Here is a 26158-nt window from a genome sequence, read left to right as displayed (position 1 = left end):
CCCGCCACGCTATGTCGCCTGACCGGACGCCGCGGCCGGCGCCGCGCGCTCACCCTTGCCACGCGTCGCCAGCCAGCAAAGCACCGAACCCCCGACCACCATCGCCGCCCCTTTCCAGAACGCGAACGACAGCGGCGCATGCAGCAGCGCGGCAGCCAGCGCCGCCGACAGCACCGGGATGAAATACGATGCGCCCGCCAGCACGGTCACGTTGCCGTGCAGGATGCCGACGTTCCACGCCGCGTAGCCGAAACCCATTGCGCAGGCAGCCAGGGCCAGGTAGACGACCCCCGCAACGCTGAACGCCATCGCTTCGCCGCCGGTGAACAGGTACTTGGTCCACAGCGCGAGCGCGGTCAGCATGAAGAACAGCGTGACGGCATTCTTGCCCTGCGCGATGCGGGCCGTCACGGTGCAGTAGCCCGCCCAGATGACGGCGCCCGCGAAGGCCAGTCCGTAGCTGAGCGGGTTGTCCCGCACGTTGGCGGCCATGCCTGCGGGGTCAAGCCCCTGGTCCCCGCCCAGCACCTGGCAGATCCCGAGGATGGCCACCAGCAAACCCGGCACGATCAGCCAGCTGGCCCGCTGCCGGTTGAACAGGATGGCGGCCAGCATGGTGAAGCTCGGCCACAGGTAGTTGACCATGGCCACTTCGATCGCCTGCCTGCGGCTGTTGGCGTAGCCGATCGACAGCGACAGGCACAGCTCGTACGACACGAACAGCACGCTGCCCCAGACCAGGTAGGCGCGCGGCAGCGCCCTGAGCCGGACGCTGCCGACCGAGACCCATAGCAGCGCGGAGGCAACCGTGTACATCAGGGCGGCGCCGCCCGTGGCGCCGAAGCTCTCGCTGACGCCGCGGATCAGGCCGACGATCGCACTCCACAGGAGCACCGCGACAAGCCCGACCAGGGTTGCCTGTTTTCTCTGCATGACTGCCATGGGATGAAGCTATCGATGGAACGGAAGGGGCATTACTTTACTTGAACCGCCGGCACCTCGCTCCAGGAGCCGGCACCGCCCGCGACGAGGCGTGCCAGCAGCGGCGCAGGCTCCCAATGCGCCCCATGCTGTTCGCGTAGAGCCAGTATGCGCGCCAGTACCTTCTCCAGGCCGAGCGTCTCGGCGTAGAACATTGGGCCGCCGCGCCAGGCCGGGAAGCCATAGCCATGCACGTAGACCACGTCGATATCCGACGCACGCCGCGCAATGCCCTCCTCAAGGATGCGGGCGCCCTCATTGATCAGGGCCAGCATGGCGCGTTCGACGATCTCCTGGCCGGAGATCTCGCGTCTTGCGATGCCCGCCACGCGCGCGCAGTCTGCGATGAGCGCATCGATGACCGGATCGGGAATCGGCGTCCGGCTGCCCGGCTCGTAGCGATAGTAGCCAGCACTGGTCTTCTGCCCGAAGCGTCCCAGCTCGCAAATGCGATCCGCCACCGTGGAATAGCGCAGGTGCGCCGGACGCGTCGGCGCCAGCCTCTTGCGCGTTGCCCAGTTGATATCCATGCCGGCAAGGTCGGCCATCGCCATCGGGCCCATCGCCATGCCGAAGTCCGTCAGCGCGCGATCGACCTGTTGCGGCGACGCGCCTTCCTCCAGCAGAAAACCAGCCTCGCGCCAGTACGGGGTCAGCATCCGGTTGCCGACGAACCCTTCGCACACCCCGACCAGAACCGGGATCTTCTGCAGGCGTTGTGCCATCGCCAGGCACGTGGCGATGACATCCGGGCTGGTCGCCTTGCCGCGCACCACTTCCAGCAGCTTCATCACGTTTGCCGGACTGAAGAAATGCAGGCCGATCACATCGCCCGGCCGGCTCGTGGCTGCGGCGATCACGTTCACATCCAGTCTCGAGGTATTGGTGGCCAGGATCGCCGAAGGCCTGCAAACCTTGTCCAGCCGACGGAAGATCTCTTTCTTGATGGCCAGGTCCTCGAAGACCGCTTCCACGACCAGGTCTGCCGCGGCGACGACGTCGAACTCCAGCGTCGGGGTAATGCGCGCGAGGCGCTCTTCGAGCTGCGCCGCAGTGAGCTTGCCTTTCGACGCCGTCACCTCGTAGTTGCGCCGGATCAGTGCCATGCCCCGGTCGATGGCAGCCTGCTCGCGCTCCACCAGCATGACCGGCATGCCGGCATTGGCGAAGGACATCGCAATGCCAACACCCATGGTCCCTGCCCCGAGTATCGCAACACGGTCGAGCGCGCGCAGCGCCACTTCCGCACCCTCTGCAAATTTCGGCGCCTCCCGTTCCGCAAAGAAAAGGTGGCGTAGTGACTTCGACTCGGTCCCCCTGACCAGGGCGTCGAACCGCTCGCGTTCGAAGGCAAGTCCATCGATGAACGGCAACTGCGTCGCGGCCTTCACACATAGAATGGCGGCTTGCTGCGCCCTTGCGTTACGGGCCTTGCGGTTGACCGCACCGAGCCTTGCCTCGAAATCGACGCACGATCCGTTGACTTCACGCGCCGCGGCCAACGGATGCGGCCCCGTCCGGGCCGCGGCCTGACGACAGAATTCAACCGCCAGTGCGACGACTTCCACGGCGTCATGCGCCGGCCCGTTTGTGTCGACAGCAGCGTCGGCAAGGCCGATCGCTGCTGCCACCTTGCCTGTTACCGGGGCACCGGTCTGAATCATGTCCAGAGTCCGTTCCACCCCTACCAGGCGTGGCAGCCGCTGCGTGCCGCCTCCACCGGGGACCAGGCCGATATTGACCTCCGGCAGCCCCAGACGCGCGTCGCCGGCAACCACGCGATAGTGGCAGCCCAACGCCAGTTCGAGGCCGCCGCCCAGTGCCACGCCGTGAATGGCTGCCACCACTGGCTTTGGCGAAGTCTCGAGGCATTGCTGGATATTCGCCGACAGCGGCCATGCCGTTGCGGCAGGGGTATTGAACTGACGGATATCGGCACCGCCACAGAACACCTTGCCGGCACCGGCCAGCACCACGCCGACAATGCTGTCGTCCTCCAAAGCCTGCTTCAGCCCGGCATGGATGCCCGCGCGGGTTGTATCGCCAAGCCCGTTGACCGGAGGATTGTCAAGCCACAGCACGGCAATGTCGGCTTGGCGTTCATAGCTGACGGTCGGAGAAAGTCGGAGAGATTCGGCAACGGGTGACATGTCAATGTTCGGCAATGATGAGGCGCCGGCCGGCGCAGGAAGGCCGGCCGCGACGCGAACGCCATGGTGGATTGGCTGGCGGCGCGGGCAAGGCCGGTGCCACAGGTGGATGTCTATCGGTCTAGCGCAAGGATCGCGGTCGCCTGGCTGGAGAGCACGCCGCCATTGCCATGCACGAGCGCGGTCCGGGCGGCCCTGACCTGGCGCTCTCCGGCTTCCTGGCGCAGTTGCGTGACGGCTTCGATCACCAGAAAGATGCTGTACATGCCGGGATGCACGCACGACAGGCCGCCACCGTTCGTGTTCATCGGGAAGTCGCCGCCCGGTTCGATACGGCCATCGGCAATGAACGCACCGCCTTCGCCCTTGGCGCAGAAGCCAAGGTCTTCCAGGAACAGGATCGGATTGATGGTGAAGGCGTCGTACAGCTGGACAATGTCGATGTCCTTCGGCGTCAGCCCCGCTTGCGAGAACGCCCTCGCACCGGAGTCGATTGCCGGCGTCCGTGTGAGATCCTCCATGCACGATATCTGGCGGTGCCAATGTGCATGGCCAACGCCCAGCACATAGATGGGCCGGGCGTGCAGCGCCCTGGCCCGGTCCGCGCGCGTAACGACAAAGGCCCCGGCGCCGTCGGTGACCAGGCAGCAGTCGCGCACCGTGAGCGGGTCCGAGATCATCCTGGCGCTGATGACGTCCTCAACGGTGAGGGGATCCCGTACAAAGGCGTCGGGATTCAGTTGTGCCCATTTGCGCGCTGCCACGGCAACTTCGGCAAGCTGTGTGCGCGTGGTGCCGTACTCATGCATGTGCCGCGCCGCAGCCAGCGCATAGCTGCTAACGGGATTGAACGGCTGGTAGGGATGCTCATACGGTTGCGGGTCGAGTTCCGCGCGCATGGCATTGACACGCGAACTGCTCGGGATGCTGCGCGGATTGCTGCCGTAGCAAACCAGAACGTTCTCGCATTCCCCTGCCTCGATGGCCATCGCCGCAATACGAAGGTCAGCGATGAATGAAGACCCGCCGAACATGGTGCTGTCGGAAAACCGGGGCCGGATTCCCAGGTACTCGGACATCCGCATGACCCACCACGGCGAAGTCAGGCTGGACGTGATGATGCCGTCGATCTCCGCCATGCGCAGCCCGCTCGCTGCCACGGCAGCGCTGGCTGCCTGGGCGATGATTTCCTGTTCCGTGCGGCCCCCCGCGTGTCCAAGCCCGGCCAGCCCGGTACCGAGTATTGCCACGCCACCGCGGTCAGTTGCCTTGGTCATGGCGTCTCTCCGGCGGGACGGAACACGAGCAGCGCCGCCCCGCCTGTCTGTCCGGTCTGTCCGGCGTGTTCAATGTGGGCCTTGACCCTGGCACCAATCTTTACGGCATCCGGTTCGATGCCGACCACCCGGCTCATCAAGCGAGGCCCCTCGTCGAGATCCACCAGGCAAACGTTGTGACTGTTCTCCTTGCCGCGAACCACCGTGGTCGAGTAGACCCAGCCGTAGCCGGAGGGCGCAGTCCACTGCAGTTCGGCCGAACCACAGAACGGGCACATCACGCGCGGAAAGAAGTGATACCTCCGACATTCTCGGCAGCATGGAATCTCGAACACTCCTTGCGCGAGCCGGCCGAAATAGTGGCCGTCGGCACTTCGCATTTCATGGTCCGCCATTACGTCCTCACTGGTCGATCTGCACGCCGGTGATCTTCACGGTGTCCTGCCACTTGACCACCTCGGCTTCGACATACTTGCGGAACTCCGCCGGGTTCAGGCCACCGGCTGCCTCCGCACTCTGCCGCCTGAGCTTCGCCACCGTATCGGGTGCAGCCATGATGCGATTGACCTCGGCGTTCAGGCGGGCCACGATTTCCTTCGGCGTCCCAGCGGGGGCGTACAGGCCAAGCCAGGTATAGGCGTCAAAGTTCTTGTAGCCTGCCTCCGCGATGGTCGGGATGTCAGGGAACAGCTTGCTTCGTTCTGCGCCGGTCACGGCGATAGCGCGCAACTTCCCCGCGGCAACAAAGGCGGAGACGCTCATCGAATCCTGGAAAACAACCGGGATTTGTCCCGCCACCACGGCGTTGGTCGACGGCGACGCGCCCTTGTACGGGACGTGCGCCATGGGCGCGCCGGTCATATGCCGGAACAGTTCGCCGGCCAGATGCGTCGAGCCGCCCGCCCCCGCCGAACCGTAAGGCACGCTTTCCTGGGTCTTGGCCCATTTGATGAAGTCGGGAACGGTTTGAGCCGGCACCGAAGGGTTGACCACGAGCATGTTTGGTGCCTTGGCGATCAGCGCGATGGGCTCGAAGTCCTGCACCGGGCGATAGCGGACCGACTTCTGGACAGCAGGTCCGATGACATGACCGGTGGCGCTGAGCAGCAGCGTGTAGCCATCGGCTGGCTTGCGTGCCACGTATTCCGTTGCGATCTGGCCCGCCGCACCGGGCCGGTTTTCGACGACGAAGCTCTGCTTGAGCGACTGGCTGAGCTCCGCGGCAAGGAGACGCCCGACAATGTCCGTCATGCCGCCCGGCGCAAAGGCCACCACGATGGTGACGGGCTTGCCCGGATAGGAATCGGCGCGGGCAGGCACGGTGATTGTGCCGGCCAGCGCTGCGCAAGCGCTCAAGGTTGCGACAAAGCGTCGGCGGGTCATGCCTGGATTCATGGTGTCTCCTGCGTCGTTTTTTTCCACCGGTTCGCGTGTGGCGCCGGTGCTTGCTTGTGGTCGAAGCAAGTATATTTTTCGACTGTTCGGACACCTATCCGAAAATTTCGAAGCGCGGCTTCGCGGAATTTCAACGCCCTGGAGACGAGCGTCCACCGCCATTCCCGTGCAGACGGGAGCGACAGTGGTTTGCCGAGTCCCGTCGGCCAGACGCGCGGCGGACGTGCTTGCCCGCCGCGCCCGCCGCTCAGATCACCAGCTCGATCACGAACGGTCCCTTGCGCGCATTGGCCATGCGGAACAGGTCGGCGAAGCCTTCCATGTCGGTAGCCTGGGCCCCTTCCACGCCCATGCCGCTGGCCAGCTTGACCCAGTCCAGGTCCGGGTTGCCGATATCGAGCATGTCGAGCGCGGTCTTGCCGGGGTTGGCGCCGACGCCGGCCAGTTCGCCCAGCAGGATGGCGTACTTGCGGTTGGCCAGCAGCACCACGGTGACGTCGAGCTGTTCGCGCGCCATGGTCCACAGCGATTGCAGCGTGTACATGGCCGAGCCGTCGGCCTGCAGCGCCACCACGCGCCGGCCGGGCGCCGCCACGGCCGCGCCCAGCGCCAGCGGCAGGCCCGCGCCGATGGCGCCGCCGGTCAGCTGTAGCCAGTCGTGCGGGGCCGCGTGCACGGTGCCGGGGTAGAAGGCGCGGCCGAAGCTGACGCTCTCTTCCACCACGATGGCCTGCTCCGGCAGCAGCGCGGTCAGCGTGCGCGCGACCGCCTCGGAGGTGACCGCGCCGCGCGCGGGTTCGACCGGCGCGGGGGTGGCGGCAGCGGGCAGCTGCGCCTGGCGCGCGCCGAGCTCATCGGCCAGCCGCGCCAGCGCTTCGGCCAGGTCTTCTTCCGGGCGGGCCAGCACATGCACCGCGGCATCTTCCGGATACGGGCGCGGCGACTTTCCCGGGTAGGCAAAGAACGTCACCGGCGCCGGCGCGCCCACCAGGATCACGTTGCGGATGCCGGCCAGCTTGTCGCGCGCGGCGTCGCCGGAATACGGCACGCGGTCCACCGCCAGGCGGCCGCGGCCGCGCGCCACGCGTGCGTTGGACATCGGCGAGATCAGCCGCGCGCCGGTGGCGGCGGCAATGCGGTGCGCGTCGGCCAGCGGCGCCTCGCGCAGCGCGCTGCCGGCCAGCACGATCAGCGTCGGCTGGCCCGAGCGCAGCACGCGCGCGGCCTGCTGCACGGCATCCGGCGAGACTTTAGGCACCGCCAGCGGCGGCAGCGGCGCGGCCACCACGCCGCCCGCGTCCCAGCACACGTCGGACGGCAGGATCAGGCTGGCGACGCCGCCCGGCGCGGCGCAGGCGGCCTGCACCGCGGCCGCTGCATCGGCCCCGACCGAAGCCGCGCGCGTGGCGGTACGCGTCCACACCGATACCGGCCGCGCCCAGCCTTCGGTGTCGGCGGTCAGCGGCGCGTCCAGCGGCCGGTGGTAGGTGGCCTGGTCGCCGATGATATTGACCACCGGCGTCTGCGCGCGGCGCGCGTTGTGCAGGTTGGCCAGGCCGTTGGCCAGCCCCGGCCCGCAATGCAGCAGCGTGGCGGCGGGCTTGCCGGCCATGCGCGCATAGCCGTCGGCGGCGCCGGTGACCACGCCCTCGAACAGCCCCAGCACACAGCGCATGCCGGGAATGCGGTCCAGCGCCGCGACGAAATGCATCTCGCTGGTGCCGGGGTTGGCAAAGCAGGTGTCCACGCCATTGGCCAGCAGGGTCTTGACCAGGCTCTCGGCGCCGTTCATCGGTTGTGCGTTGTCCATGTGGGGTCCGGTGGTTGGAGGGTTGGCAGGGATCAGCGGTCCGTCATGCCGGATGCGGGCGCGCGGCCAGCAGGTCGAAATCGAGGCAGACGAACTCGGTCGGGAATTCAATGCGGGCGAAATAGACGATGCGCTCCGCGCCCGCGGCCGTGGCCGGCGGCACGCAGGCAAAGCGGCGCAGCTCGGCCACCGGCGCGCCGACCGCAAGCGCCAGCGCCGCCGCCGATTCCGCGCCCGCGGCGACGATCGACAGCCGCTGCCGCGCCGTGCTGACCGACAGCCCGGGAAAGCGGTCAAGCACCGGCACCGAGGCGCCCTGGCGGAAGGCGTCGGGATCGCGCGCGAACACATCGGCCTCGATAAAGACCTCGCCCACGGCAAACGGGCGCCCGTCGACGCGGTGCAGCCGGCGCAGGAAGTGGTAGGCGGGAGCGCGCTCGCCGGCGCAGGGCATGCCCAGGTCGTCGGGCAGCGGCACATTGCCGGCCGACTCGACCATGGCTTCGGTGTCGAGCTGCGCGCCGACGGCGACGGCCTCGTCCCAGCTGGTCGACAGCGAAACCTGCCGCCGCGCCCGGCACGGCGCCTTGACGAAGGTGCCGCGCCCGCGCGAGCGCTCCAGCAGCCCTTCCTCGTCGAGCATCGACAGCGCATGGTGCATGGTCATGCGCGCCACGCCGTACTGGCGGCACAGCTGCTCCAGCGACGGGATGCGCGCGCCCTGGCGCCACGCGCCGCTTTCGATCTGGCGGCGGAAGATGGTGGCCAGCTGCAGGTAGACCGGCTGGCGGCTGCGGGACAGGAGTTCGCTGGAAAGTGGGTCCGGCATGGGCGGGTGCCCGGTGCCGGGCAAATGGAAGCGCCGGCGCATGCCAGCGTGCAGTGTCGGACAGTATAAAAAGTCTACATAAGTAGACTACTAGGGTTAACCTTGATCATCGGCTTGCGCGCGGCAGCGGCGCATGGCGAAGACGCGACACAAAAAAAGGCGCCCGGAGGCGCCCTGCAAGACCGTCGTGCGGCGGCTTACCACCGCACATCCCGTTCCCACTCCTTCATTTCTTCCTCGGCGCGCTCCTTGGTGTAGCCGTAGCGCTCCTGGATGCGGCCGGCGAGCTGGTCGCGCTTGCCGTTGATCTGCGTGATGTCGTCATCGGTCAGCTTGCCCCACTTCTCCTTGACCTTGCCCTTGGCCTGTTCCCACTTGCCTTCGATTTGGTCCCAGTTCATGTCGTGCTCCTTGGTTTCATGGCAAGGGGGCGCCGGTGCTGGCGTCCCCTTGCGAGTGGTGCGGTGGACGGCCCGCCCTGCGCGGGAGAGCCGTGGTGCTGAAGCGCTTACTTGCCGTACTTGGCCTTCACGTCGGCCTGGCACTTGTCCTTGGAATCGCCGGACAGCGCGTCGCAGCGTTCCTTGTCGGCCTTGTAGGCGGCGTCGGTGGTGTCCTTCTTCGCATCGGCGCGGGCTTCCGCCACATCGCTGCGCGAGCCGGTGGCCGCGGCCTTGTCGACCTTGGCAGCCGTCAGGGCCTTTTCATGGGCGGCCTTGGCGTCCTTCTTGCAGACGTCCTTGTCGTTGCCGGTCTTGTCGTCGCACATTTCCTTGGCGACGTCATAGTCGCGGTCGGCCTTGGTCTTCTCGGCCTTCGCCATCGACTTCTGCGTGCCGTCGCGGCGCGCTTCGGCCTGGGCCTTGGCCACGTCGCGGTCGCGCTTGGCCTCGGCCTTGCAGACGTCCTTGGCGTTGTCCTTCATGCCATCGCACTTGGCAGAGGCAGCCTTGTAGTCCGCGTCGGCCTGCTTCACTGCGGCGTCATAGTCTGCCCTTGCGCCGGTTGCAGCCGTTCCGGCCGTCGTTGCCGGTGCCGGTGCCGTCGTCTGCGCCAGGGCTACGCCTGCCGGGGCGGCAACCATCATCGAACACACTGCTGCGGTCAGCCATTTCTTCATCATGTCGAGCTCCTTTCCGGGTGATTGCGTAAGGGTACGCATGAGAGGCCGGCGGCTATGCTGCTGGCCACGCCGTAAGTACAGAGTAGGCCCGGGGGGATGGGGTCAGCAGGCGTTGGGCTCCGAAAGGAACGTCAGACTATTCCGACATAGCGAATCGGGTGAGGCACACGGCGGGGTATGAAGCTGGTTGCGGGAGGGGTTGGCGTGTTCAGCGTGTCCGGTGTGCGATGGCGGACAGGGAAGTATGAATGCCTGCCGCAGCCAACGCCGCTTGAGAAATCATGAGGTACAACGAAATGCCGCAGGCTTTCCAAATCCCGCTTGGGTACTCCCTCTCCCGCTTGCGGGAGAGGGTTGGGGTGAGGGCCAGCGCATCGACGAAGCACAACGCTGCCGCATAGCGACGGCCTGCCCTCACCCCCGGCCCCTCTCCCGCAAGCGGGAGAGGGGAGCAAACCAGCAGTGAATCGGGGCCCAGCGCTACTCCGCAATCGAAGCCGTCAACCGGTTCCCCTCGGCCGCCGCCCCCTCCTCGTCCGGCCAGTTGCGTCCCACCATCCATTCATACAAGGTCGGCAGCACGATCAGCGTCAGCACGGTCGCCGTGATCAGCCCGCCGATGATGACGATGGCCAGCGGCCGCTGCGTCTCCGAACCGATGGCACGCGAGATGGCCATCGGGAACAAACCCAGCATGGCCAGCAGCGCCGTCATCAGCACCGTGCGCAGCCGGTCCATCGAACCGGTCAGCACCGCCTGGCGCACCGGCATGCCTTCGTCGCGAAGCTGGTTGAAGTAGGTCACCATCACCACGCCGTTGAGCACGGCCTGGCCGAACAGCGCGATAAAGCCGATCGCCGCCGACACCGACAGCGGGATGCCGGTCAGCAGCAGCGCGAACACGCCGCCGATCAGCGCGAACGGGATGTTGGAGATGATCAGCGTGGCGCTCTTGAACGACTTGAACGCATTGAACAGCAGCAGGAAGATCACCAGCACCGACAGCGGCACCACGATCGACAGCCGCGCCATGGCGCGTTCCTGGTTCTCGAACTCGCCCGACCAGCCGATCTTGACGTCGTCGGCCCTGACGTTCTTCGCCACCAGCCTCTGCATGTCCTTGACCACGCTGCCCATGTCGCGGTCATGGATGAAGATGCCGATCGAGGTGGTGCGCTGGCCGTTCTCGCGGCTGATGTTCATCGCGCCGGACGCGGCGCGGAACGTCACCAGCTGCGACAGCGGCACCTGCGCGCCGTCGGCGGTCTGCATGAAGATGTTGGGCAGGTTCGGCAGCGCGCGTTCCGACGGCTTGAGCCGCACCGCCACGCTGAAGTGCTTCTCGCCTTCCCACAGCTCGGTCGCGGCCTTGCCGGCCAGCGCGGTTTCCATCAGCTCCTGCACGTCGGCCACATTGATGCCGTAGCGCGCGGCCTGGGCGCGGTCGAACTCCAGCACGTATTGCGGCAGCTCGCCGTCGCGGTCGATAAAGGCGCGCATCACCCCCTTGACCGACTGCACGTTGGCCAGGATCTGGTCGGCAACCTTCTTGTTCTGCTCCAGGCTGTCGCTCTGCACCTTGATCACGATCTGGCCCTTGATCTGCGAGATGCTCTCCAGGATGTTGTCGCGCACCGGCTGCGAGAAATTGGGCTCGATGCCGGGCAGCCGGCGCAGGTTGCGGTCGATCTCGCCGATGATGGCGCGCTTGTCGAGGCCGGCGCGCCATTGTTTCTCGGGCTTGAGGTCGACCAGGATCTCGACGGTGTTGATCAGCTTGGGATCGGTGCCGTCGTCGGGGCGACCCACCTTGGAGATGGTGGTGTTGACCTCCGGCGTCTGGCGGATCACGCTGCGCAGCCGGCGCGCCTGGTCGCGCGCCTCGTCGACCGAGACCGACGCCGGCAGGTCGAAGCTGACCCACATCGAGCCCTCGTCCAGTTCGGGCAGGAATTCGCTGCCAAGGAACTTGCCCGCGCCGACCGTAGCCACCAGCAGGCCCAGCGCCGCGCCCACCACCAGCTTCTTGTGGTCCAGCGCCCACGCCAGCATCGGCGCGTAGAGCCGCTTGCAGTGGCGCACCAGGAAGTTGTCGTCGTGCGCGATATTCTTCTTCAGCAGCAGGTGGCACAGCAAAGGCACCAGCGTCAGCGACAGGATCAGCGAACCGATCAGCGCGCCCGTCACCGTGTACGCCATCGGCGCGAAGATCTTGCCCTCGTGCCGCTGCAGCGTAAAGATCGGGATGTGCGCCGCGATGATGATGACCATCGAGAACACGGTCGGGCGGCCCACCTCGGTGGTGGCCTGCAGGATCGCGTGCAGGCGCGCGCGGCTGTCCTGGATCTGCTGCGCCTTGAGCTCGCCCAGCCGCTTGAAGATGTTCTCGACCACGATCACCGCGCCGTCGACGATGATGCCGAAGTCCATCGCGCCCAGCGACAGCAGGTTGGCCGGAATCCCCACCCAGGTCAGGCCGATGAAGGTCGACAGCAGCGCCAGCGGGATGATCAGCGCGACGATCGCCGCGGCGCGTACGTTGGCGAGGAACAGGTACAGCACCGCCATCACCAGCAGCGCGCCCTCCACCAGGTTGCCGAACACCGTGTGCAAAGTCTTGTCGATCAGCGTGGAGCGGTCGTAGTACGGCACGATCTTCACGCCCTTGGGCAGGATCTGCTCGTCGAGCAGCGCGATCTTCTGTTTCAGCGCGTCCAGCACCAGCGACGGGTTCTCGCCCTTGCGCATCACCACGATGCCCGAGACGATGTCGTCTTCATCGTCCTGGCCCATCAGGCCTTGCGGCGGCGCGCTGCCGACCTTCACCTCGGCGATGTCCTTGACCAGGATGGGCGTGCCGTTGTTCTCAGCCACCACCACGTTGGCGATATCGGCCGACGTGCGGAAGCTGCCCAGCGAGCGCAGCAGGAACTGCTGGCGCCCATGCGCCACCGCGCCGCCGCCGGCATTCGAGTTGGCGCGCTGCAGCGCGGTGAACAGCTGCGACAGCGAGATCCGGGCATCGCGCATGCGCGCCAGGTTGGGGTTGACCTCATACTGCTTGATGGTGCCGCCGATGGTGACCAGGTCGGCCACGCCCGGCACCTGGCGCAGGTTTTTCTCGACCACCCAGTCCTGCAGCGTGCGCAGTTCCTGCGGCGTATAGCCCTTGCCGGTCAGCCGGAAGCGGTAGATCTCGCCGATCGCGGTGGACAGCGGCGCCAGGTCCGGATGCACGCCGTCGGGCAGGTCGACGCTGCGCAGCCGCTCCAGGATCTGCTGGCGCGCGGCCACGTCGGTAGCCTTGTCGTTGAAGGTCACCATCATGAACGACAGCCCGAACTGCGTGTGCGAAAACACCCGCACTGCGTTGGGCGTGCCCGCCAGCGCGGTCTCGATCGGGATCGTGACCTGGCGCTCCACTTCTTCTGCGGCGCGCCCCGGGTACAGCGTGATGACGTTGACCTGGATGTCGGACACATCCGGGAAGGCTTCGATCGGCAGGTTCTTGAACGCGGCGATGCCGCCCCCGACGAAGAGGATCAGGCCCAGCCAGACAAAGAGCTTCTGGTGCAGGGCAAAGCTGACGATGCGCGAGATCATGGGGCGATCGTCCTCAGTGTTTTTCTGCTGCGCGCGCCGCGTTCACCGCGGTGGCATCGCGCAGGATGTCCTGCAGGTAGAGGTTGCCTTCGCTGACCACGGTCTCGCCGGCCTTCACGCCTTGCAGCAGTTCGGTGGTGCCGGGCAGCGTCACGCCCACGCGCACCTGGCGGCGCTCGAAGGTATTGGGCGCGGTGCGCACGAACACATAGTTGCGGTTGTCGGCCAGGAACACGGCCGTGGACGGCACCGCGATGCCCTGGAACGAGGCTGCCGGCAGCTTGGCGGTGACGAACATCTCCGCTTTCAGGCGGCGCTCCGGGTTGGGCACATCCAGCCGCACCTTGATGCTGCGCGCGGCGGGGTCGACATAGTCGGCAATCTTGACCACGGTGCCGGCAAAGGTCTCGCCGGGCCACGCGGCGGTGATCAGCTGCACCGGCACGCCGGGCTTGAACAGCTTCAGGTCGGCCTCGCCCGCATCGACCTGCGCCCACAGCGTGGTTGGATCCGTCACGAGGAACAGCGGCGCGGCGGGGGGCTGGTCGGGGCGCAGCTCCATGCCGAGGTTGAGGTTGCGCTCGACCACCAGGCCGTCGATCGGGCTGCGCAGCGCATAGCGCTGGTTGACGCCGCCCCCCCCGGCCGCGGCCGCGCCGTACTGGCTCAGCGCCGCCTGGGTGCGCTGCAGGTCCGCCGCGGCGCGCGCGGCGTCGGCCTGCGTCTGCTCCAGTTCCTTCTGCGCGATGATGCCGGCTCCATACAACTCGCGCTGACGCGCCAGCGCCCTGGCCGCGACCGCGTTGTCGGCAGCGGCCTTGCGCGCATCGGCCTGGGCCACGCCGAAGTCCGGCGAAGTCAGGTTCGCCAGCGCCTGGCCCGCCTTGACGGTGGCGCCGGGCTGCACCAGCACCTCGGTCACGCGCCCGGCGAACGGCGTCGCCACGCGCACGGTCTTGTCTTCGTTCCACACCAGCCGGCCGGGCAGGCTGAGCATGCGCTCGCCGCCGGTGGTGGCGGGCTCGACGGCGATGCCGGGCAGCGTCTTCACGCTGGCCGGGAACTGGATGGTGTTGCCGCTGACCCTGGGATCGTCATCGGCCTTCGGGGCTTCAGGCTTGCCACACGCGGCCAGCGCCAGTGCGCACAACGACATGGCGAACACAACGGCAACACGCGCCGGCAAGGCGGCGTAAGAAGATGACATGCGACGGGACATGCGTGACAGGAAAGACATGAGGAGATCGCGGGGAACGGCGGTTCAGGGACGCGCGGCGGCGGCAGTGTGGGCGGGCGAAGCGGTGGTAGAGGTCTGCAGCGCAGCGCGGTACGCCGACAGCGCCTTGGCGTAGTCGGCCTGCGCCTGGACGGCATCGAGCCGGGTCTGGCGCAACGCGCGGCGTGCATCGAGCAGATCCAGCACGCCGGTGGCCCCCTTGCGGTAGGCGAATTCAGCGCTGCCGGCGACGCTGTCCGCCGCGGGCAGCACCTCGTCACGCATCTGCCGCAGCGCCTGGCGCGCGCTCTCGAGCTGGCTGCGCAAACGGTCGATCTCGTTGCCGGCCTCCAGCATCACGCGGTTGCGGTCGTCCAGCGCGGCGTAGTAGTCGACTTCGGCGCGGCGCGCCTCGCCGCCGTTGCTGTGGCGCACCGGCAGCGGCACCGACAGGAACACGCCGAAGCTGTTGCCGGAGCCGGAGCTGTTGCCTGATGAGGTCGGATAGTGCTCGGCCTGCGCGCCAATGGTCACATCCGGCACGCGACCCGCACGAGCGAGATCGCGCGACGCCTCGGCGGCGGCCAGGCGCGCCTCGGCGGCGGTCACGTCGGGGCGGCGCCGCAGCGTGTCCGGGTCCGGCGCCGGCACGGCGGCATCGGGCGCGGGCCAGTCGGGCACCAGCCGGTTGTCCGCCAGCGTGCCGGGCACGCCCATCGCCTGCGCCAGCGCGGCCTTGTCGCGGGAATGGTCGGTGATGGCCTGGCGCAGGTCGTTCTGCGCACGCAGCGCGTCGAGCTGCAGCCTGGTCACGTCGGCGCGCGCCACGTCGCCCGCCTTCAGCCGCGTCTCGGTGGCCTGGCGGGTGCGCTCGTACAGCGCCAGTGTTTCCCGCAATACGGCCACGCGTTCCTGGCTGGCCAGCGCGTCGAAGAAGGCCTGCTCCACCATGCCGGCCTGTTGCGCCACCACCGCCTGCACCGCTTCGCCGGCGGCGGCGCTGGCCTTGCGCGCGGCATCGACGCGCAGGTTGCCCTTGTTGGCCGTCTCGATCAGCTGGTCGACGCGCACGGTGGAATCCACCGTCTTGCTGCGCAGGTTGCCCGGGCCGACACCGAGATGCGGGTTGATGTTCTCGACGCCCAGGCTCAGCACGGGGTTGGGACGCTGCGCCGCGATCTGGACATCGGCCTGGCTGGCTTCCACGCCGCGGCGCGCGGCGAGGATGGTGCGGTTGCAGCGCAACGCGTCGAGGCGCACCTGGGCCAGGGTCAGCGCAGCGTTTGCCGGCGGCGAAGCGCAGGGGCCATCGGCGGGTGCGGCGGGTGCGGCGGGCGCGGAATCAGCGGAAGAAACTGGATCGGCAGGACGTTCGGCGGCAAGGCTCGCCGCAGGCTTCGCCACGACCGCCAATACCAGCAGGGAACCTACGGCAACACGGGATAAGACAAAAGGCACGGTCAGTCAGGCTCGGTTCGAAAACGGTCTGCGGTTAAACGACCGTGCCCGCCAAACGGTTCACCTGCGGCGCAAGAAAATCATCCTGCGCCACGGCCCGCGATGCGATTGCGCAGCGTGGCTGTCTTGTTGCGCCCTCGCCCGCCGCCCTGATGCTGCCTGCCACCCGGACACGATCTCCCGCACGCATTCAAACCGAACCGCTTTACAAACGGCTTTCATTCACCTGACAAACACCTTTAGCTGCGCGAATTTGCTGAACCGTTGGAAAAAACGACGAACGGCACGGCCGTTGCCAGCCGTGCCGTCGGAACTTTCCTAACTGCGCTTATGCTTTCAACCCTATCCCTTCACGCGGTCATCCAGCCCCAGGCCGCGGCCGATGATCTCCTTCATGATCTCGCTGCTGCCGGCATAGATGCGCGAGATGCGCGCGTCGGCATACATGCGGCAGATGCGGTACTCCTCCATATACCCCGCGCCGCCGTGCAACTGCACGCCCTCGTCGACCATGCGCCCCTGCAGCTCGGAAGTCAGCAGCTTGGCCGATGCCGCGGTCTCCACCGTCAGCGTACCGGCGTTGTGTTGCAGCACGCACTGGTCGACGAAGGTCTGCAGCGCGTCCAGTTGCGCACGCAGCTCGGCCAGCTTGAAGCGCGAGTTCTGGAACGTGCCGATGGCGCGCCCGAAAGCCTTGCGCTCGCGCACGTAGTCCAGCGTGATATCGAACGCCACCTGCGCCGACGCCATGTAGCCGCAGGCCCCGATCAGGCGCTCTTCGGCGAGGTGGCGCGTCAGGTAGCGGAAGGCCTGGCCGGGCTCGCCCAGCACGTTGGCCTTGGGCACCTTGACGTTGTCGAAGAACAGTTCCGAAGTGTCCTGCGAGTGCAGGCCCAGCTTGCGCAACTTGCGCCCGCGCTCGAAGCCGGGCATGCCGCGTTCGACGATGAAGAGCGTCAGGCCGTGGCTGCGTTCCGGGTCGGTGCGGGCGACCACCACCACCACGTCGGCCAGCTGGCCGTTCGAGATATAGGTCTTGGCGCCGTTCAGCACCCAGTGGTCGCCATGGTCCTCGGCGCGGGTGCGGATGCCGGCCAGGTCCGAACCGGTCTGCGGCTCGGTCATGGCAATGGCGAAGATCGACTCGCCGCGCGCCGCCGCGGGCAGCAGGCGCTGGCGTTGTTCTTCGTTGCCGATGCGGCCGATGTAAGGCGCCACCAGGCGCGAGTGCAGCGTGCCGAAGAAGCCGGAGTCGCCGTGGCGCGCGTTTTCCTCGATCAGGATCTGCTCGTAGCGAAAGTCCTGGACGCCGGCGCCGCCGTATTGCTCGTCGGCCCACATCAGCAGGTAGCCCTGCTCGCCGGCCTTGCGGAACACCTCGCGGTCGACGCAGCCCTGTTCGCGCCAGCGCTCGCCGTGCGGGCCGACCTCGCGCTGGTAGAAGCGGCGGGCGGATTCGCGGAAGGCGTCGTGTTCGGCTTCGAAGATCAGGCGTTGCATCGGAGGTCTCCAGGTGTTTTGAGATAGACCGGGTCAGTGTCTGCCTGGCAACGCCGATGAGATTCGTCGGAACAGATGATTTTTCCTGCCGTCGCGAAACGGCCCGCCCTGTACCGAAAAGCCAGTTGAATGCAATTTTATTGATATGAAGTGCAAATAACTTTCATTTACCCGCCGGCACGCTTTGTGCCAATACTGGAACCACAGATAACGATTCGACGGAGCGGGAACATGGAAGCCATCCTCTGGGCTGGAGTGGCGCTGGCACTGGTGGCGGCGGGGGGTGCCGTCACCTGGCTGATCGGCACGCGGGTGCCGGAACCGGTGTTTGCGCGCGCGCAGCGGCACGGGCGCTTCAACGGCCTGGAACCACGACCGCCGCGCCGTGGTGGCGGCGGCGGCCGGATGCGGCGCGTGCGGCAATGGCGCCTGGTGGCCGTGCCGGCCCCGTCGGGACAACTGGTGCCGGTGCGGATCTGACGGCCTGCGCTACTGCGGGAAGTCCCAGCGCTGCGACCAGTCCGATTCTTCCCGCACGATGTCGCGCAGGATCTCCACGGCTTCCCGCGCCGGTCCCGCGGGCGGCTTGGCACGGACCAGGAACACGGGATACGAGAACTCCGGCGCGCCGGCAACGCGCGCCAGCGCCCCGCTGTCCAGGTAGCTCTGCACCACGCGCGTGCGGAAGTAGCCGCTGCCGCCGAACTGCAGGATGTACTGCAGCGCCAGCGGCCCCAGGTTGAAGTACAGCGACGCCCGCGCATATTCCGGCAACGCGCTGTCATGCTGGCGGCGGAACTCCGGACCCCAGTCGACATAGACATAGCCGCCGTCGCGCTGCGTCGAGCGGATCAGGACCAGCTTCTCCTCCATCAGCGCTTCCACATGCATGCCGGGCGCGTACTCCGGCTGGTACACCAGCGCCGCATCCAGCGCGCCCGATTGCAGCCGGCGCTGCAGCTCCGCCCCGTCACCCACCTCCGCGCGCACCGCCTGCGCCGGCATCCGCTGCCGCAGCCGCGTCGCCCATAGCAGCACCAGCGGGTTGCCCAGACTGATTTCCGTGCCATAGCGAAACAGGCTGGCCAGCCCCGCCGGCAGCGGCAGCTCGCGGCACGCCGCCTCCCAGGTCTGCACCAGCTGGCTGGCATAGCCGAGAAAACGCTGCCCGTCCGGCGTCAGCCGCGCCCCCGCCTTGTTGCGCTCGAACAGGCGACAGTTCAGCTGCGCCTCCAGGCTCTTGATGCGCGCGGTGACGGCGGTCTGCGTGACATGCAGCTTGTCGGCGGCTGCCAGCAGGCTGCCGTCGCGCACGACTTGGAGGAAGGTGCGGGCGAGTTCGATGTCCATGGAGTGGAAATTCCGACACGGTGTGGCGAATTGTAGGCAATGCGGCATGGATCTTCCGCAATGGCGGTCCCACCACTCACCCCGGCGGTGCCTGGAAGTAAGCTCCTGATTCCAGACCAAGGACAACGCCAGACCAAGGACAAAGCCACCATGCCTGACCGTCCGCTGCCCGCATCCGGCAACAAGGATGCTGCCCAACCTTCTGCAGGTTCTGCAGGCATCGCTTCGGACTCGTTGCCCAACGCTGCCGCGCCGGTACGCCGAAGCCTGGCCGGCCTGCTCGATCTGTTCGCGGCCTTCCCGCGAGACTTCATGGAAGCCGGAAGGCCGGAGCAAGAGCAGGCCGAGCGCTGACAATCCGGCTTGCGGCTTGCCAGAGCACCCCAAGGCCGGCGCCTGAGCGCCGCCGCGTCAAGGCTTCACCGCCGCCGCCAGCACCGCCGGCATCGGCACCTCAAACCCGCTGCCGCGCATGTACCCGGCAACGGTGCCGCGCAGCACGGCGCGGATTTCATCGCGGGCCTTGGGGGTCTGCGCGCGCAGCGTGGCGGCGGCGCGCACGGTGCCCTGGGCGAGCGCGTCGAACAGCTGGTCGGGCGTGGAGAAGCGCCAGACCTGCGGCACGCTGCGGCAGGTCGGCATGACGAAGCCGGCCTGCTGCAAGGCGCTGCGGCAATGGCCGGGATCGCTGAACAGGAAGAAATTCGGTCCGACCGGGATGTCGACGTCCATCGAGCCATAGGCGCGGATCGCGGCATAGACCGCGCCGAAGCCGACGGCGCGCTCCGGCGTGTCCCAGACGGTGAAGGCGATGCGCCCGCCCGGGCGCAGCACGCGGAAGGCCTCGGCCAGCGCCGCGTCCGGGTCGGACATATGGCACAGGCCAAAGCCATTGACCACGGCGTCGAAGCTGGCATCGCCGAACGGCAGCGCCTGCGCGTCGGCCTGTTCATACTGGACCTCGGGATGGAGCTTGCGCGCCAGTTGCACCTGCGCCAGCGCGAAATCGATGCCGACGGAATCGGCCCCGCGCTGCACCGCCCCGGCCGCGACGTAGCCGGAGCCGGAAGCCACATCCAGCACGCGCTGCCCGCTGGTCACATGGGCCGCGTCCAGCAGGGACTCGACCGATTGCCGGGTCACGTGCGACAGGTGTTCCTGGTACCGGCTGACCACCTCCGGGTCTTCCCAGCCGGCCAGCTCAAAGGCGCGAAACGAATCTGCGGTGCGGTCCATGCCTACTCCTCGGCGTCGATGTCCAGGCGGGCGGGCGTGTGTTCGTGATATTGGTGTGCGGATGCCGTGCGGCGGCATCCAGGGAACCCGGTCAAGCCAAGTATAGACAGCGCCGCGGCCTGGCAGCGGCCAGGCGCCCAGGCCGGCACCCGGCCCGCCTTGCCGCACGCTTTCACCCGTTCAGGCGAAGCGCAGCGTGGCTACGCCGGCGGCGATCAGGCAGGCCGCGCCCAGGCGCGCGGCGCCGACGCGCTCCTTGAGCAGCAGCGCGGAGATCAGCGCGCCGAACAGGATCGAAGACTCGCGCAGGGCTGCCACCGGCGCCACCGGCGCGCGCGTCATCGCCCACAGCGACAGCCCGTAGGACGCCAGCGTGCCGCCGCCGCCCACCAGCGCGAACACCAGGTTGCGGCGCACGTAGGCGCGCAGTTCCGGCCGGCGCGTCGCCAGTGCCCACGCCGCCAGCGGCACCGCGGTCAGCACGAAGATCCAGAAGGCATATGCCACCGGCGCGCCCGAGCGCCGCACGCCGGTGCCGTCGATCAGCGTATAGGCGGCGATCACCAGCGCGTTCAGCAGCGCCAGCCACACGCCCTCGCGGCTGCCTTGCCCGCCGCGGGCGCCGCGCGCACCGCCCGCCATGGCCAGGATGCCAAGGCTGATCACGGCAATGCCGGCCCACGCCAGTGCCGACAGGTGCTCACCCAGCCAGCCGACGCTGGCCAGCGCCACCAGCAACGGCGCGGACCCCCGCATCAGCGGGTAGGTCAGGCTCATGTCCGCGCTGCGGTAGATGCGCGCGACCAGCGCAAAGTACACCACGTGCACGCCCACGGACGCGGCGATGAAGGGCCAGCTGGCGGGCGCCGGCTGCGGCAGCGCCGGCAGCGCCAGCGCGGCCATCAGGCCCGCGGTCACCGCCACCATCACGGTGGACAGCATCTTGTCGCCGCCGCCCTTGACCACGGCATTCCACGCGGCATGCAGGAAGGCGGCAAGCAGGACGACGGCGAAGACGGTGAGCGACATGGGCGGCGGCGGGGGCGGCGCGTATGGACGGCGCGGGATCGCGCCATTCTAGCCGCGCCGGTGTGCCGTGCGACACGCCGCGCGCCGGGGCGGCCTCACCTGGCGCCGCTGACCCGCCAGACCGTATTGCCGACATCGTCGGCCACCAGCAAGCCGCCGCGCTTGTCGATCGCCACGCCCACCGGCCGCCCGCGCGCCTTGCCGTCGTCGTCGACAAACCCGGTCAGCACGTCGAACGGCGCGCCCTGCGGCCGGCCCTGGCTGAACGGCACGAAGATCACCTTGTAGCCCGCCAGCGGGCGGCGGTTCCACGAACCATGCAGGCCGACGAACATGCCTTCGCTGAAACGCGCCGGCAGGCTGTTGCCGCCGGCCGCGGCCAGGCCCAGCGCGGCGGTGTGTGCGCCCACGGCGTAGTCGGGAACGATCGCCCTGGCCACCAGCTCCGGTGCCGGCGGCTTCACGCGCTGGTCCACATGCTGGCCGTAGTAGCTGTAGGGCCAGCCATAGAAGCCGCCGTCGCGCACCGAGGTGATGTAGTCCGGCACCAGGTCGCTGCCGATCTCGTCGCGCTCGTTGACGGCGGTCCACAGCATGCCGGTGACCGGCTCCCACGCCATGCCGTTGGGATTGCGCAGCCCGCTGGCAAAGATGCGGTGCGCGCCGGTGCTGCGGTCGACCTCCCAGATCGCGGCGCGGCCGACCTCCTTGTCCATGCCGTTCTCGCCCACGTTGCTGTTCGAGCCCACGGTCACGTACAGCTTGCTGCCATCGCGGCTGGCGATCAGGCTCTTGGTCCAGTGATGGTTGAGCGGCCCGCCGGGCAGGTCGACCACCTTCTGCGGCGCGGCGCTGATTTCGGTCTGGCCGGGCTGGTACGGGAAGCGCAGCAGCGCATCGGTGGCGGCCACGTAGAAGTCGTTGCCGACCAGCGCCATGCCGAACGGCGAATTCACGTCCTTCAGGAACACCGAGCGCTGGTCGGCGACGCCGTCGCCGTTGCTGTCGCGCAGCAGCGTGATGCGGTTGGCGCTGGGCGTGCCGGCGCCGGCGCGCTTCATCACCATCTTCATGATCCAGCCCTTGATGCCCTTGCCGTCGTCGGGCTTGGGCGGGGCATTGCTCTCGGCCACCAGCACGTCGCCGTTGGGCAGCACATAGACCCAGCGCGGATGGTCCAGCTTGTCGGCGAAGGCCGTCACCGCCATGCCTTCGGCCGGCACCGGGCGCTGGCCCGCGGCCCAGCCGATGGCCGGCGCGATCTTGACGGTGGGAATGGCGGTCTGGTTGGGCGGCGGCAGCTGCGGCGTGGGTCCGAAGCCCGCTTCGGACGGCAGCTTGGCCGATTCGCCGCAGGCGGCGAGCGTGGCCAGCACGGGGACGGCGCTGGCCAGCATGGCGGTGCGCAACAGGCGCGCAAAGTTGGGCTTCGGCATGGTCCGGGCTCCTCAGGCCGCGCACGGCCGCGCGCCTGTGCTTTGGACTATAGGACGCGCCGCGCCAGGCGCTCTGTAGGCGCCGCGGAAGGCACCGTGTAGGACGATGCCCATGCCCGCGCGGCGCCCTGCCCGGTGCGCTTCAGCCCCGATGCGGCGTATCCAGCCCCTTCACCACCGCCGGACGCTGCACGAAGGCATCGAGCACGCGCTGTACGTTGACGAAGTCCTTGAAGCCGACCAGGTCGCCCGCCTCGTAGAAGCCGACCAGGTTGCGCACCCACGGCAGGGTGGCGATGTCAGCGATAGAGTACTCGTCGCCCATGATCCACGCGCGGCCGTCCAGGCGCTGGTCGAGCACCTTGAGCAGGCGCCGGCTCTCGGCCACGTAGCGGTCGCGCGGGCGCTTGTCTTCGTAGTCCTTGCCGGCAAATTTGTGGAAGAAGCCCAGCTGGCCGAACATCGGGCCGATGCCGCCCATCTGGAACATCACCCACTGGATGGTCTCGTAGCGGCGCGCCGGATCGGCGGGGATCAGCTTGCCGGACTTGTCGGCCAGGTACAGCAGGATCGCTCCGGATTCGAACAGCGCCAGCGGCTTGCCGCCCGGGCCGTCGGGGTCGAGGATCGCCGGGATCTTGTTGTTCGGGTTCAGCGACAGGAATTCCGGCGACATCTGGTCGTCGGTGTCGAAGCGCACCAGGTGCGGCTCGTACCGCAGGCCGGTCTCTTCCAGCATGATCGACACCTTGACGCCGTTGGGCGTGGGCAGCGAATAGAGCTGGATGCGGTCGGGATGCTGCGCCGGCCATTTGCGGGTGATGGGGAAAGCGGACAGATCGGGCACACGGGCTCCTGGTTCGGGCGCCTGCCGCGGGTGCGGGAAGGCGCCGGGGACATTGGCAAAGCCCGATCATAAACCGCGCCTGCGTTGCCTGCAGGGCGCGTTCAGGCGCGTTCAGGCGAACTCCGCCGGCTGCACCGCGCGCCGTAGCGCGGCGCGCAGCGCGTCGCCATGAATGGGCTTGTGCAGGACCGGGAAGCCGCTGTCGTGGAGCGCCTGCAGGCGGTCGGGCGCGGTGTCGCCGGTGACGATCAGCGCCGGCACCGCGTGGCCCACGCGGGCGCGCAGCATCGTGACCGCGTCGAGGCCCGTCAGCCCGCCGCCCAGGCGGTAGTCGGCCAGGATCAGGTGCACCGGCGCCGCGCCGTCGCGGCTGGCGGCAAGATGCGCCTCGCACACGGCGGCAACGCTGGGGCCGCCGTAGACGACATGTCCCCACACCGTCAGCAGTTCGGTCAGCGCGCCCAGCACCTGGGGATCGTCGTCGACCAGCATCACGCAAAGCGGCTCGCCGTCAGGTTCGGCCGGCGCGGCGGCAAGCACGGGCGCCGCGGCGGCATCGGCCAGCGGCACGCGCACCGAGAACATGCAGCCGCGCCCGGGCGCCGAGCGCAGGGTCACCGCATGGTCCAGCAGCGCCGCCAGGCGCCGCACGATGGCAAGGCCGAGTCCGAGCCCTCTGGTGCCGGCCTGCTCGTCGGCCTGCTCGTCGGCCGGCGTGGTGCCCGGCACCTGCACATAATCGTCGAACACGCGTGCCTGATGCGCCGGCGCGATGCCGGGGCCGGTGTCGATCACCTGGATTTCCATGGCGCCCGCGCGACGGCGCGCGCCCACCAGGATGCTGGCGCGCGGCGCATGCCGCAGCGCGTTAACGACGAGATTGTCGAGGATGCGCTTGAGCAGGTCGGGGTCGCTGTCGACCCACGCGCGCGCCGGCACGACCCGCAGCACGCTGCCGCGCTGGCGCGCCTGCCCGGCGTACTCTTCTCCGACCTCGGCCAGCAGCCGCGCCAGTGGCAGCGGGCGGCGCCGTACCGGCATCAGCCCCGCATCCAGCCGCGACGCATCGAGCAGGCCGTCGAGCAGGTGGTCCATGCGTGCCAGCGTGGCGCGCAGCCGGCGGCCGACGGCATGCGCCTGGGCGGCCGGCACGTCGCCGCGTTCACCCAGCGCCGTCAGCGCAGCCGCCTGCAGGCCGATCGCGTACACGGGCTGGCGCAGGTCATGGCCCGCGGCGGCCAGGAAGCGCGTCTTGGCCTGGTCCGCGGCGGTGGCGCGATCGCGCTCGCGCTCCAGCGCGCCGATCAGCGCCAGGTTCTCGAAGCGCAGCCTGACGCCGTCGCGCAGCGTGCGGTAGGTGACCTGGCTGTAGTAGAGGTTGGCGCCCAGCAGGCATGCGGCAAAGCCCGCATAGACGCCGTACATCGGCCCCTGCTGCATCAGGCAATACAGCGTGAACGGCAGCAGCATGGCCGCGACCGAGCCGCGGTAGGTCGGCGGATGCGCGGACAGCGACGGGATCGCGCCGCTGGACATGCCGGCCAGCACGATGCAGCAGAACGCCACCAGCTGCGGCTCGGGCGGCAGCAAGATGGACGAGCCAACCGCGCCCCACAGCAGGCTGGAGACCCAGGACAGGACCATGAAGCGGCGCGCCCACGCCTGCGGCGCCGCGCTGCCGCCGCGCCGGAAATAGCGCCACGACAGGCCGATGCGCAACGTGGTCAGCAGGTACACCGCGGCGATCCATGCCGCCAGCAGCGGCGCCGGCACGCTGGGACGCAGCACGTAGCACACCGGCAGCGCGATCACGAAGTTGGCGAACAAGACCGCGTTGGATTGCCGGTAGAGCAGGTCCACCATCGCCGCCGCCACGTCGGCGGGCTGCCGGGCCGGCGCGTTCATGACGGATGCCTGCGCCGGGCGCGGCGGCGCGGCCATGACAGCGGGACAAGGCGGCCGGAGATGGCGCCGCAGGCGTAGGAGATGGGCATGCGCGGAGGGTGAGGGCCAGTGGGGCACGCGCGGCATGCGAAGCTATAATCCGGCGGGTCGCCAGCGCCACCATGGCCAGCCTGGCGCCATGGGCCCGGGCCGCGCGCCGGGCTGCCGCTTTATACCACCTTCCCTTTCCCTTTCGCCAGCCAAGATGCCGCCGCGATGAGCCGCTTTCCCGTCCCGACCCGCGTGGCACTCGCCGACGACCATGCCATCGTGCTGGAAGGGCTCAAGCTGGTGCTGTCCGGCATCGGCAACCTGGTGATGGCCGGCGAAGCTGCCGACGGCGCGCAGTTGCTGGCACTGCTGCAGCGCGAACGCGTCGACCTGCTGGTGATGGACCTGGGCATGCCGGGCGTCGATGGGCTTGCCTTCGTGCAGCGCTTGCGCGCCCTGCACCCCGCCCTGCGCATCCTGGTGCTGACCGGCAATGCGGGGGCCGGCATGGGCCACGCGGCGATCGCGGCCGGCGCCAACGGTTATCTGATCAAGAGCGGCGATATCGGCGAGCTGGTGCCCGCGCTGATGGCCCTGTCAGAAGGGCGCAACGTCATTGCTGCCGGCGGCGCGGAGACTGCTACGGCGGACGCCCTCGCCGCGCTGACCCGCCGCGAACAGCAGATCCTGATGCTGATCGCGCGCGGCGCGACCGCGGGCGACATTGCCGCGCAGCTGGGCATCAGCCCGCTGACTGCGCGCAAGCATCGGGAGAACCTGATGCGCAAGCTGGATCTGCATAACACCGCGGAGGTGGTGGCGTACGCCGCGCGTCAAGGCATTCCGCTGGACTGAATTTCTTTCCTATTCCGCCGGTTTGCTCCCGTCGCCCGCTTGCGGGAGAGGGAGTACACAAGCGAGAGTTGGAACGTTCGAGGCAATGATCTCGCTGCCGGTTTGCTCCCCTCTCCCGCTTGCGGGAT

The 26158-nt window shown here is 68.4% G+C and carries 22 protein-coding genes; 3 read left to right on the top strand and 19 right to left on the bottom strand.

Annotated features, from left to right (window positions below; translation table 11 throughout):
* Nucleotides 1-9: 9 nt before the first annotated feature.
* The 13 genes from yddG to CBM2594_RS17025 form a co-directional block, all read right to left on the bottom strand.
* Complete coding sequence (gene yddG, locus CBM2594_RS17085) at nt 10-942, bottom strand: aromatic amino acid DMT transporter YddG (protein WP_116358020.1); 933 nt, start codon at nt 940-942, stop codon at nt 10-12.
* A 32-nt stretch (nt 943-974) separates the two neighbouring features.
* Complete coding sequence (locus tag CBM2594_RS17080; protein WP_116358019.1) at nt 975-3131, bottom strand: 3-hydroxyacyl-CoA dehydrogenase NAD-binding domain-containing protein; 2157 nt, start codon at nt 3129-3131, stop codon at nt 975-977.
* A gap of 113 nt (nt 3132-3244) precedes the next feature.
* Entirely contained in the window at nt 3245-4408 is a 1164-nt protein-coding gene (locus CBM2594_RS17075) for a thiolase (protein ID WP_116358018.1), read from the bottom strand.
* Nucleotides 4405-4788 (bottom strand): Zn-ribbon domain-containing OB-fold protein, encoded by a 384-nt coding sequence (locus CBM2594_RS17070; protein ID WP_232346652.1) that lies wholly within the window; start codon nt 4786-4788, stop codon nt 4405-4407. Before CBM2594_RS17070 ends, CBM2594_RS17075 begins: the two co-directional genes overlap by 4 nt.
* A gap of 22 nt (nt 4789-4810) precedes the next feature.
* Complete coding sequence (locus tag CBM2594_RS17065; protein WP_116358016.1) at nt 4811-5803, bottom strand: tripartite tricarboxylate transporter substrate binding protein; 993 nt, start codon at nt 5801-5803, stop codon at nt 4811-4813.
* Between the two features lie 247 nt (nt 5804-6050).
* The gene (locus CBM2594_RS17060; RefSeq protein WP_116359659.1) at nt 6051-7595 is read right to left on the bottom strand and encodes an acetolactate synthase large subunit; all 1545 of its coding nucleotides are present in this window, start codon (nt 7593-7595) and stop codon (nt 6051-6053) included.
* Nucleotides 7596-7656: 61 nt separating this feature from the next.
* Nucleotides 7657-8442, bottom strand: a complete 786-nt coding sequence (locus CBM2594_RS17055) for a GntR family transcriptional regulator (RefSeq protein WP_116359658.1) — start codon at nt 8440-8442, stop codon at nt 7657-7659.
* A 197-nt stretch (nt 8443-8639) separates the two neighbouring features.
* Nucleotides 8640-8843 (bottom strand): CsbD family protein, encoded by a 204-nt coding sequence (locus CBM2594_RS17050; protein ID WP_116358015.1) that lies wholly within the window; start codon nt 8841-8843, stop codon nt 8640-8642.
* Nucleotides 8844-8950: 107 nt separating this feature from the next.
* The gene (locus CBM2594_RS17045; protein ID WP_116358014.1) at nt 8951-9565 is read right to left on the bottom strand and encodes a hypothetical protein; all 615 of its coding nucleotides are present in this window, start codon (nt 9563-9565) and stop codon (nt 8951-8953) included.
* A gap of 480 nt (nt 9566-10045) precedes the next feature.
* Nucleotides 10046-13168, bottom strand: a complete 3123-nt coding sequence (locus CBM2594_RS17040; protein ID WP_116358012.1) for an efflux RND transporter permease subunit — start codon at nt 13166-13168, stop codon at nt 10046-10048.
* 13 nt (nt 13169-13181) lie between these two features.
* A complete protein-coding gene (locus tag CBM2594_RS17035) occupies nt 13182-14375 on the bottom strand; it encodes an efflux RND transporter periplasmic adaptor subunit (protein WP_116358011.1) in 1194 nt (397 codons plus the stop codon).
* Between the two features lie 54 nt (nt 14376-14429).
* On the bottom strand, nt 14430-15842 hold the full coding sequence (locus CBM2594_RS17030) for a TolC family protein (protein WP_116358010.1): 1413 nt from the start codon (nt 15840-15842) through the stop codon (nt 14430-14432).
* Between the two features lie 342 nt (nt 15843-16184).
* Nucleotides 16185-17342: an acyl-CoA dehydrogenase family protein gene (locus CBM2594_RS17025; protein WP_116358009.1), complete on the bottom strand. Its 1158-nt coding sequence runs from the start codon at nt 17340-17342 to the stop codon at nt 16185-16187.
* A 231-nt stretch (nt 17343-17573) separates the two neighbouring features.
* Between CBM2594_RS17025 and CBM2594_RS17020 the strand changes: the two genes are divergently transcribed.
* The gene (locus CBM2594_RS17020; protein ID WP_116358008.1) at nt 17574-17822 is read left to right on the top strand and encodes a hypothetical protein; all 249 of its coding nucleotides are present in this window, start codon (nt 17574-17576) and stop codon (nt 17820-17822) included.
* A gap of 9 nt (nt 17823-17831) precedes the next feature.
* On the opposite strand, the gene CBM2594_RS17015 is transcribed toward CBM2594_RS17020, so the two are convergent.
* A complete protein-coding gene (locus tag CBM2594_RS17015; protein ID WP_116358007.1) occupies nt 17832-18692 on the bottom strand; it encodes a LysR family transcriptional regulator in 861 nt (286 codons plus the stop codon).
* 150 nt (nt 18693-18842) lie between these two features.
* On the opposite strand from CBM2594_RS17015, the gene CBM2594_RS17010 reads away from it, so the two are divergent.
* Nucleotides 18843-19046, top strand: a complete 204-nt coding sequence (locus CBM2594_RS17010; RefSeq protein ID WP_198048164.1) for a hypothetical protein — start codon at nt 18843-18845, stop codon at nt 19044-19046.
* A gap of 57 nt (nt 19047-19103) precedes the next feature.
* On the opposite strand, the gene CBM2594_RS17005 is transcribed toward CBM2594_RS17010, so the two are convergent.
* The 5 genes from CBM2594_RS17005 to CBM2594_RS16985 all read right to left on the bottom strand — a co-directional run bounded on the left by CBM2594_RS17005 (nt 19104) and on the right by CBM2594_RS16985 (nt 25145).
* Nucleotides 19104-19928 (bottom strand): class I SAM-dependent methyltransferase, encoded by an 825-nt coding sequence (locus tag CBM2594_RS17005; RefSeq protein ID WP_116358006.1) that lies wholly within the window; start codon nt 19926-19928, stop codon nt 19104-19106.
* Between the two features lie 180 nt (nt 19929-20108).
* A complete protein-coding gene (locus CBM2594_RS17000) occupies nt 20109-20957 on the bottom strand; it encodes an EamA family transporter (RefSeq protein WP_116358005.1) in 849 nt (282 codons plus the stop codon).
* A gap of 95 nt (nt 20958-21052) precedes the next feature.
* Nucleotides 21053-22393 carry a PQQ-dependent sugar dehydrogenase gene (locus CBM2594_RS16995; protein WP_198048163.1) on the bottom strand — a complete coding sequence of 447 codons (1341 nt, stop codon included), beginning with the start codon at nt 22391-22393 and terminating at the stop codon, nt 21053-21055.
* Nucleotides 22394-22535: 142 nt separating this feature from the next.
* Nucleotides 22536-23240: a glutathione S-transferase N-terminal domain-containing protein gene (locus tag CBM2594_RS16990; protein WP_116358004.1), complete on the bottom strand. Its 705-nt coding sequence runs from the start codon at nt 23238-23240 to the stop codon at nt 22536-22538.
* Nucleotides 23241-23351: 111 nt separating this feature from the next.
* Nucleotides 23352-25145 (bottom strand): hybrid sensor histidine kinase/response regulator, encoded by a 1794-nt coding sequence (locus tag CBM2594_RS16985; protein ID WP_232346651.1) that lies wholly within the window; start codon nt 25143-25145, stop codon nt 23352-23354.
* Between the two features lie 255 nt (nt 25146-25400).
* Between CBM2594_RS16985 and CBM2594_RS16980 the strand changes: the two genes are divergently transcribed.
* Complete coding sequence (locus tag CBM2594_RS16980) at nt 25401-26030, top strand: response regulator (RefSeq protein WP_116358003.1); 630 nt, start codon at nt 25401-25403, stop codon at nt 26028-26030.
* The last annotated feature ends 128 nt before the right edge of the window (nt 26031-26158 follow it).

Origin of the sequence: Cupriavidus taiwanensis, from assembly GCF_900249755.1 — a bacterium.
Taxonomy (GTDB): Bacteria; Pseudomonadota; Gammaproteobacteria; order Burkholderiales; family Burkholderiaceae; genus Cupriavidus; species Cupriavidus taiwanensis_D.
This window is presented reverse-complemented; position numbering and strand designations above follow the sequence as displayed.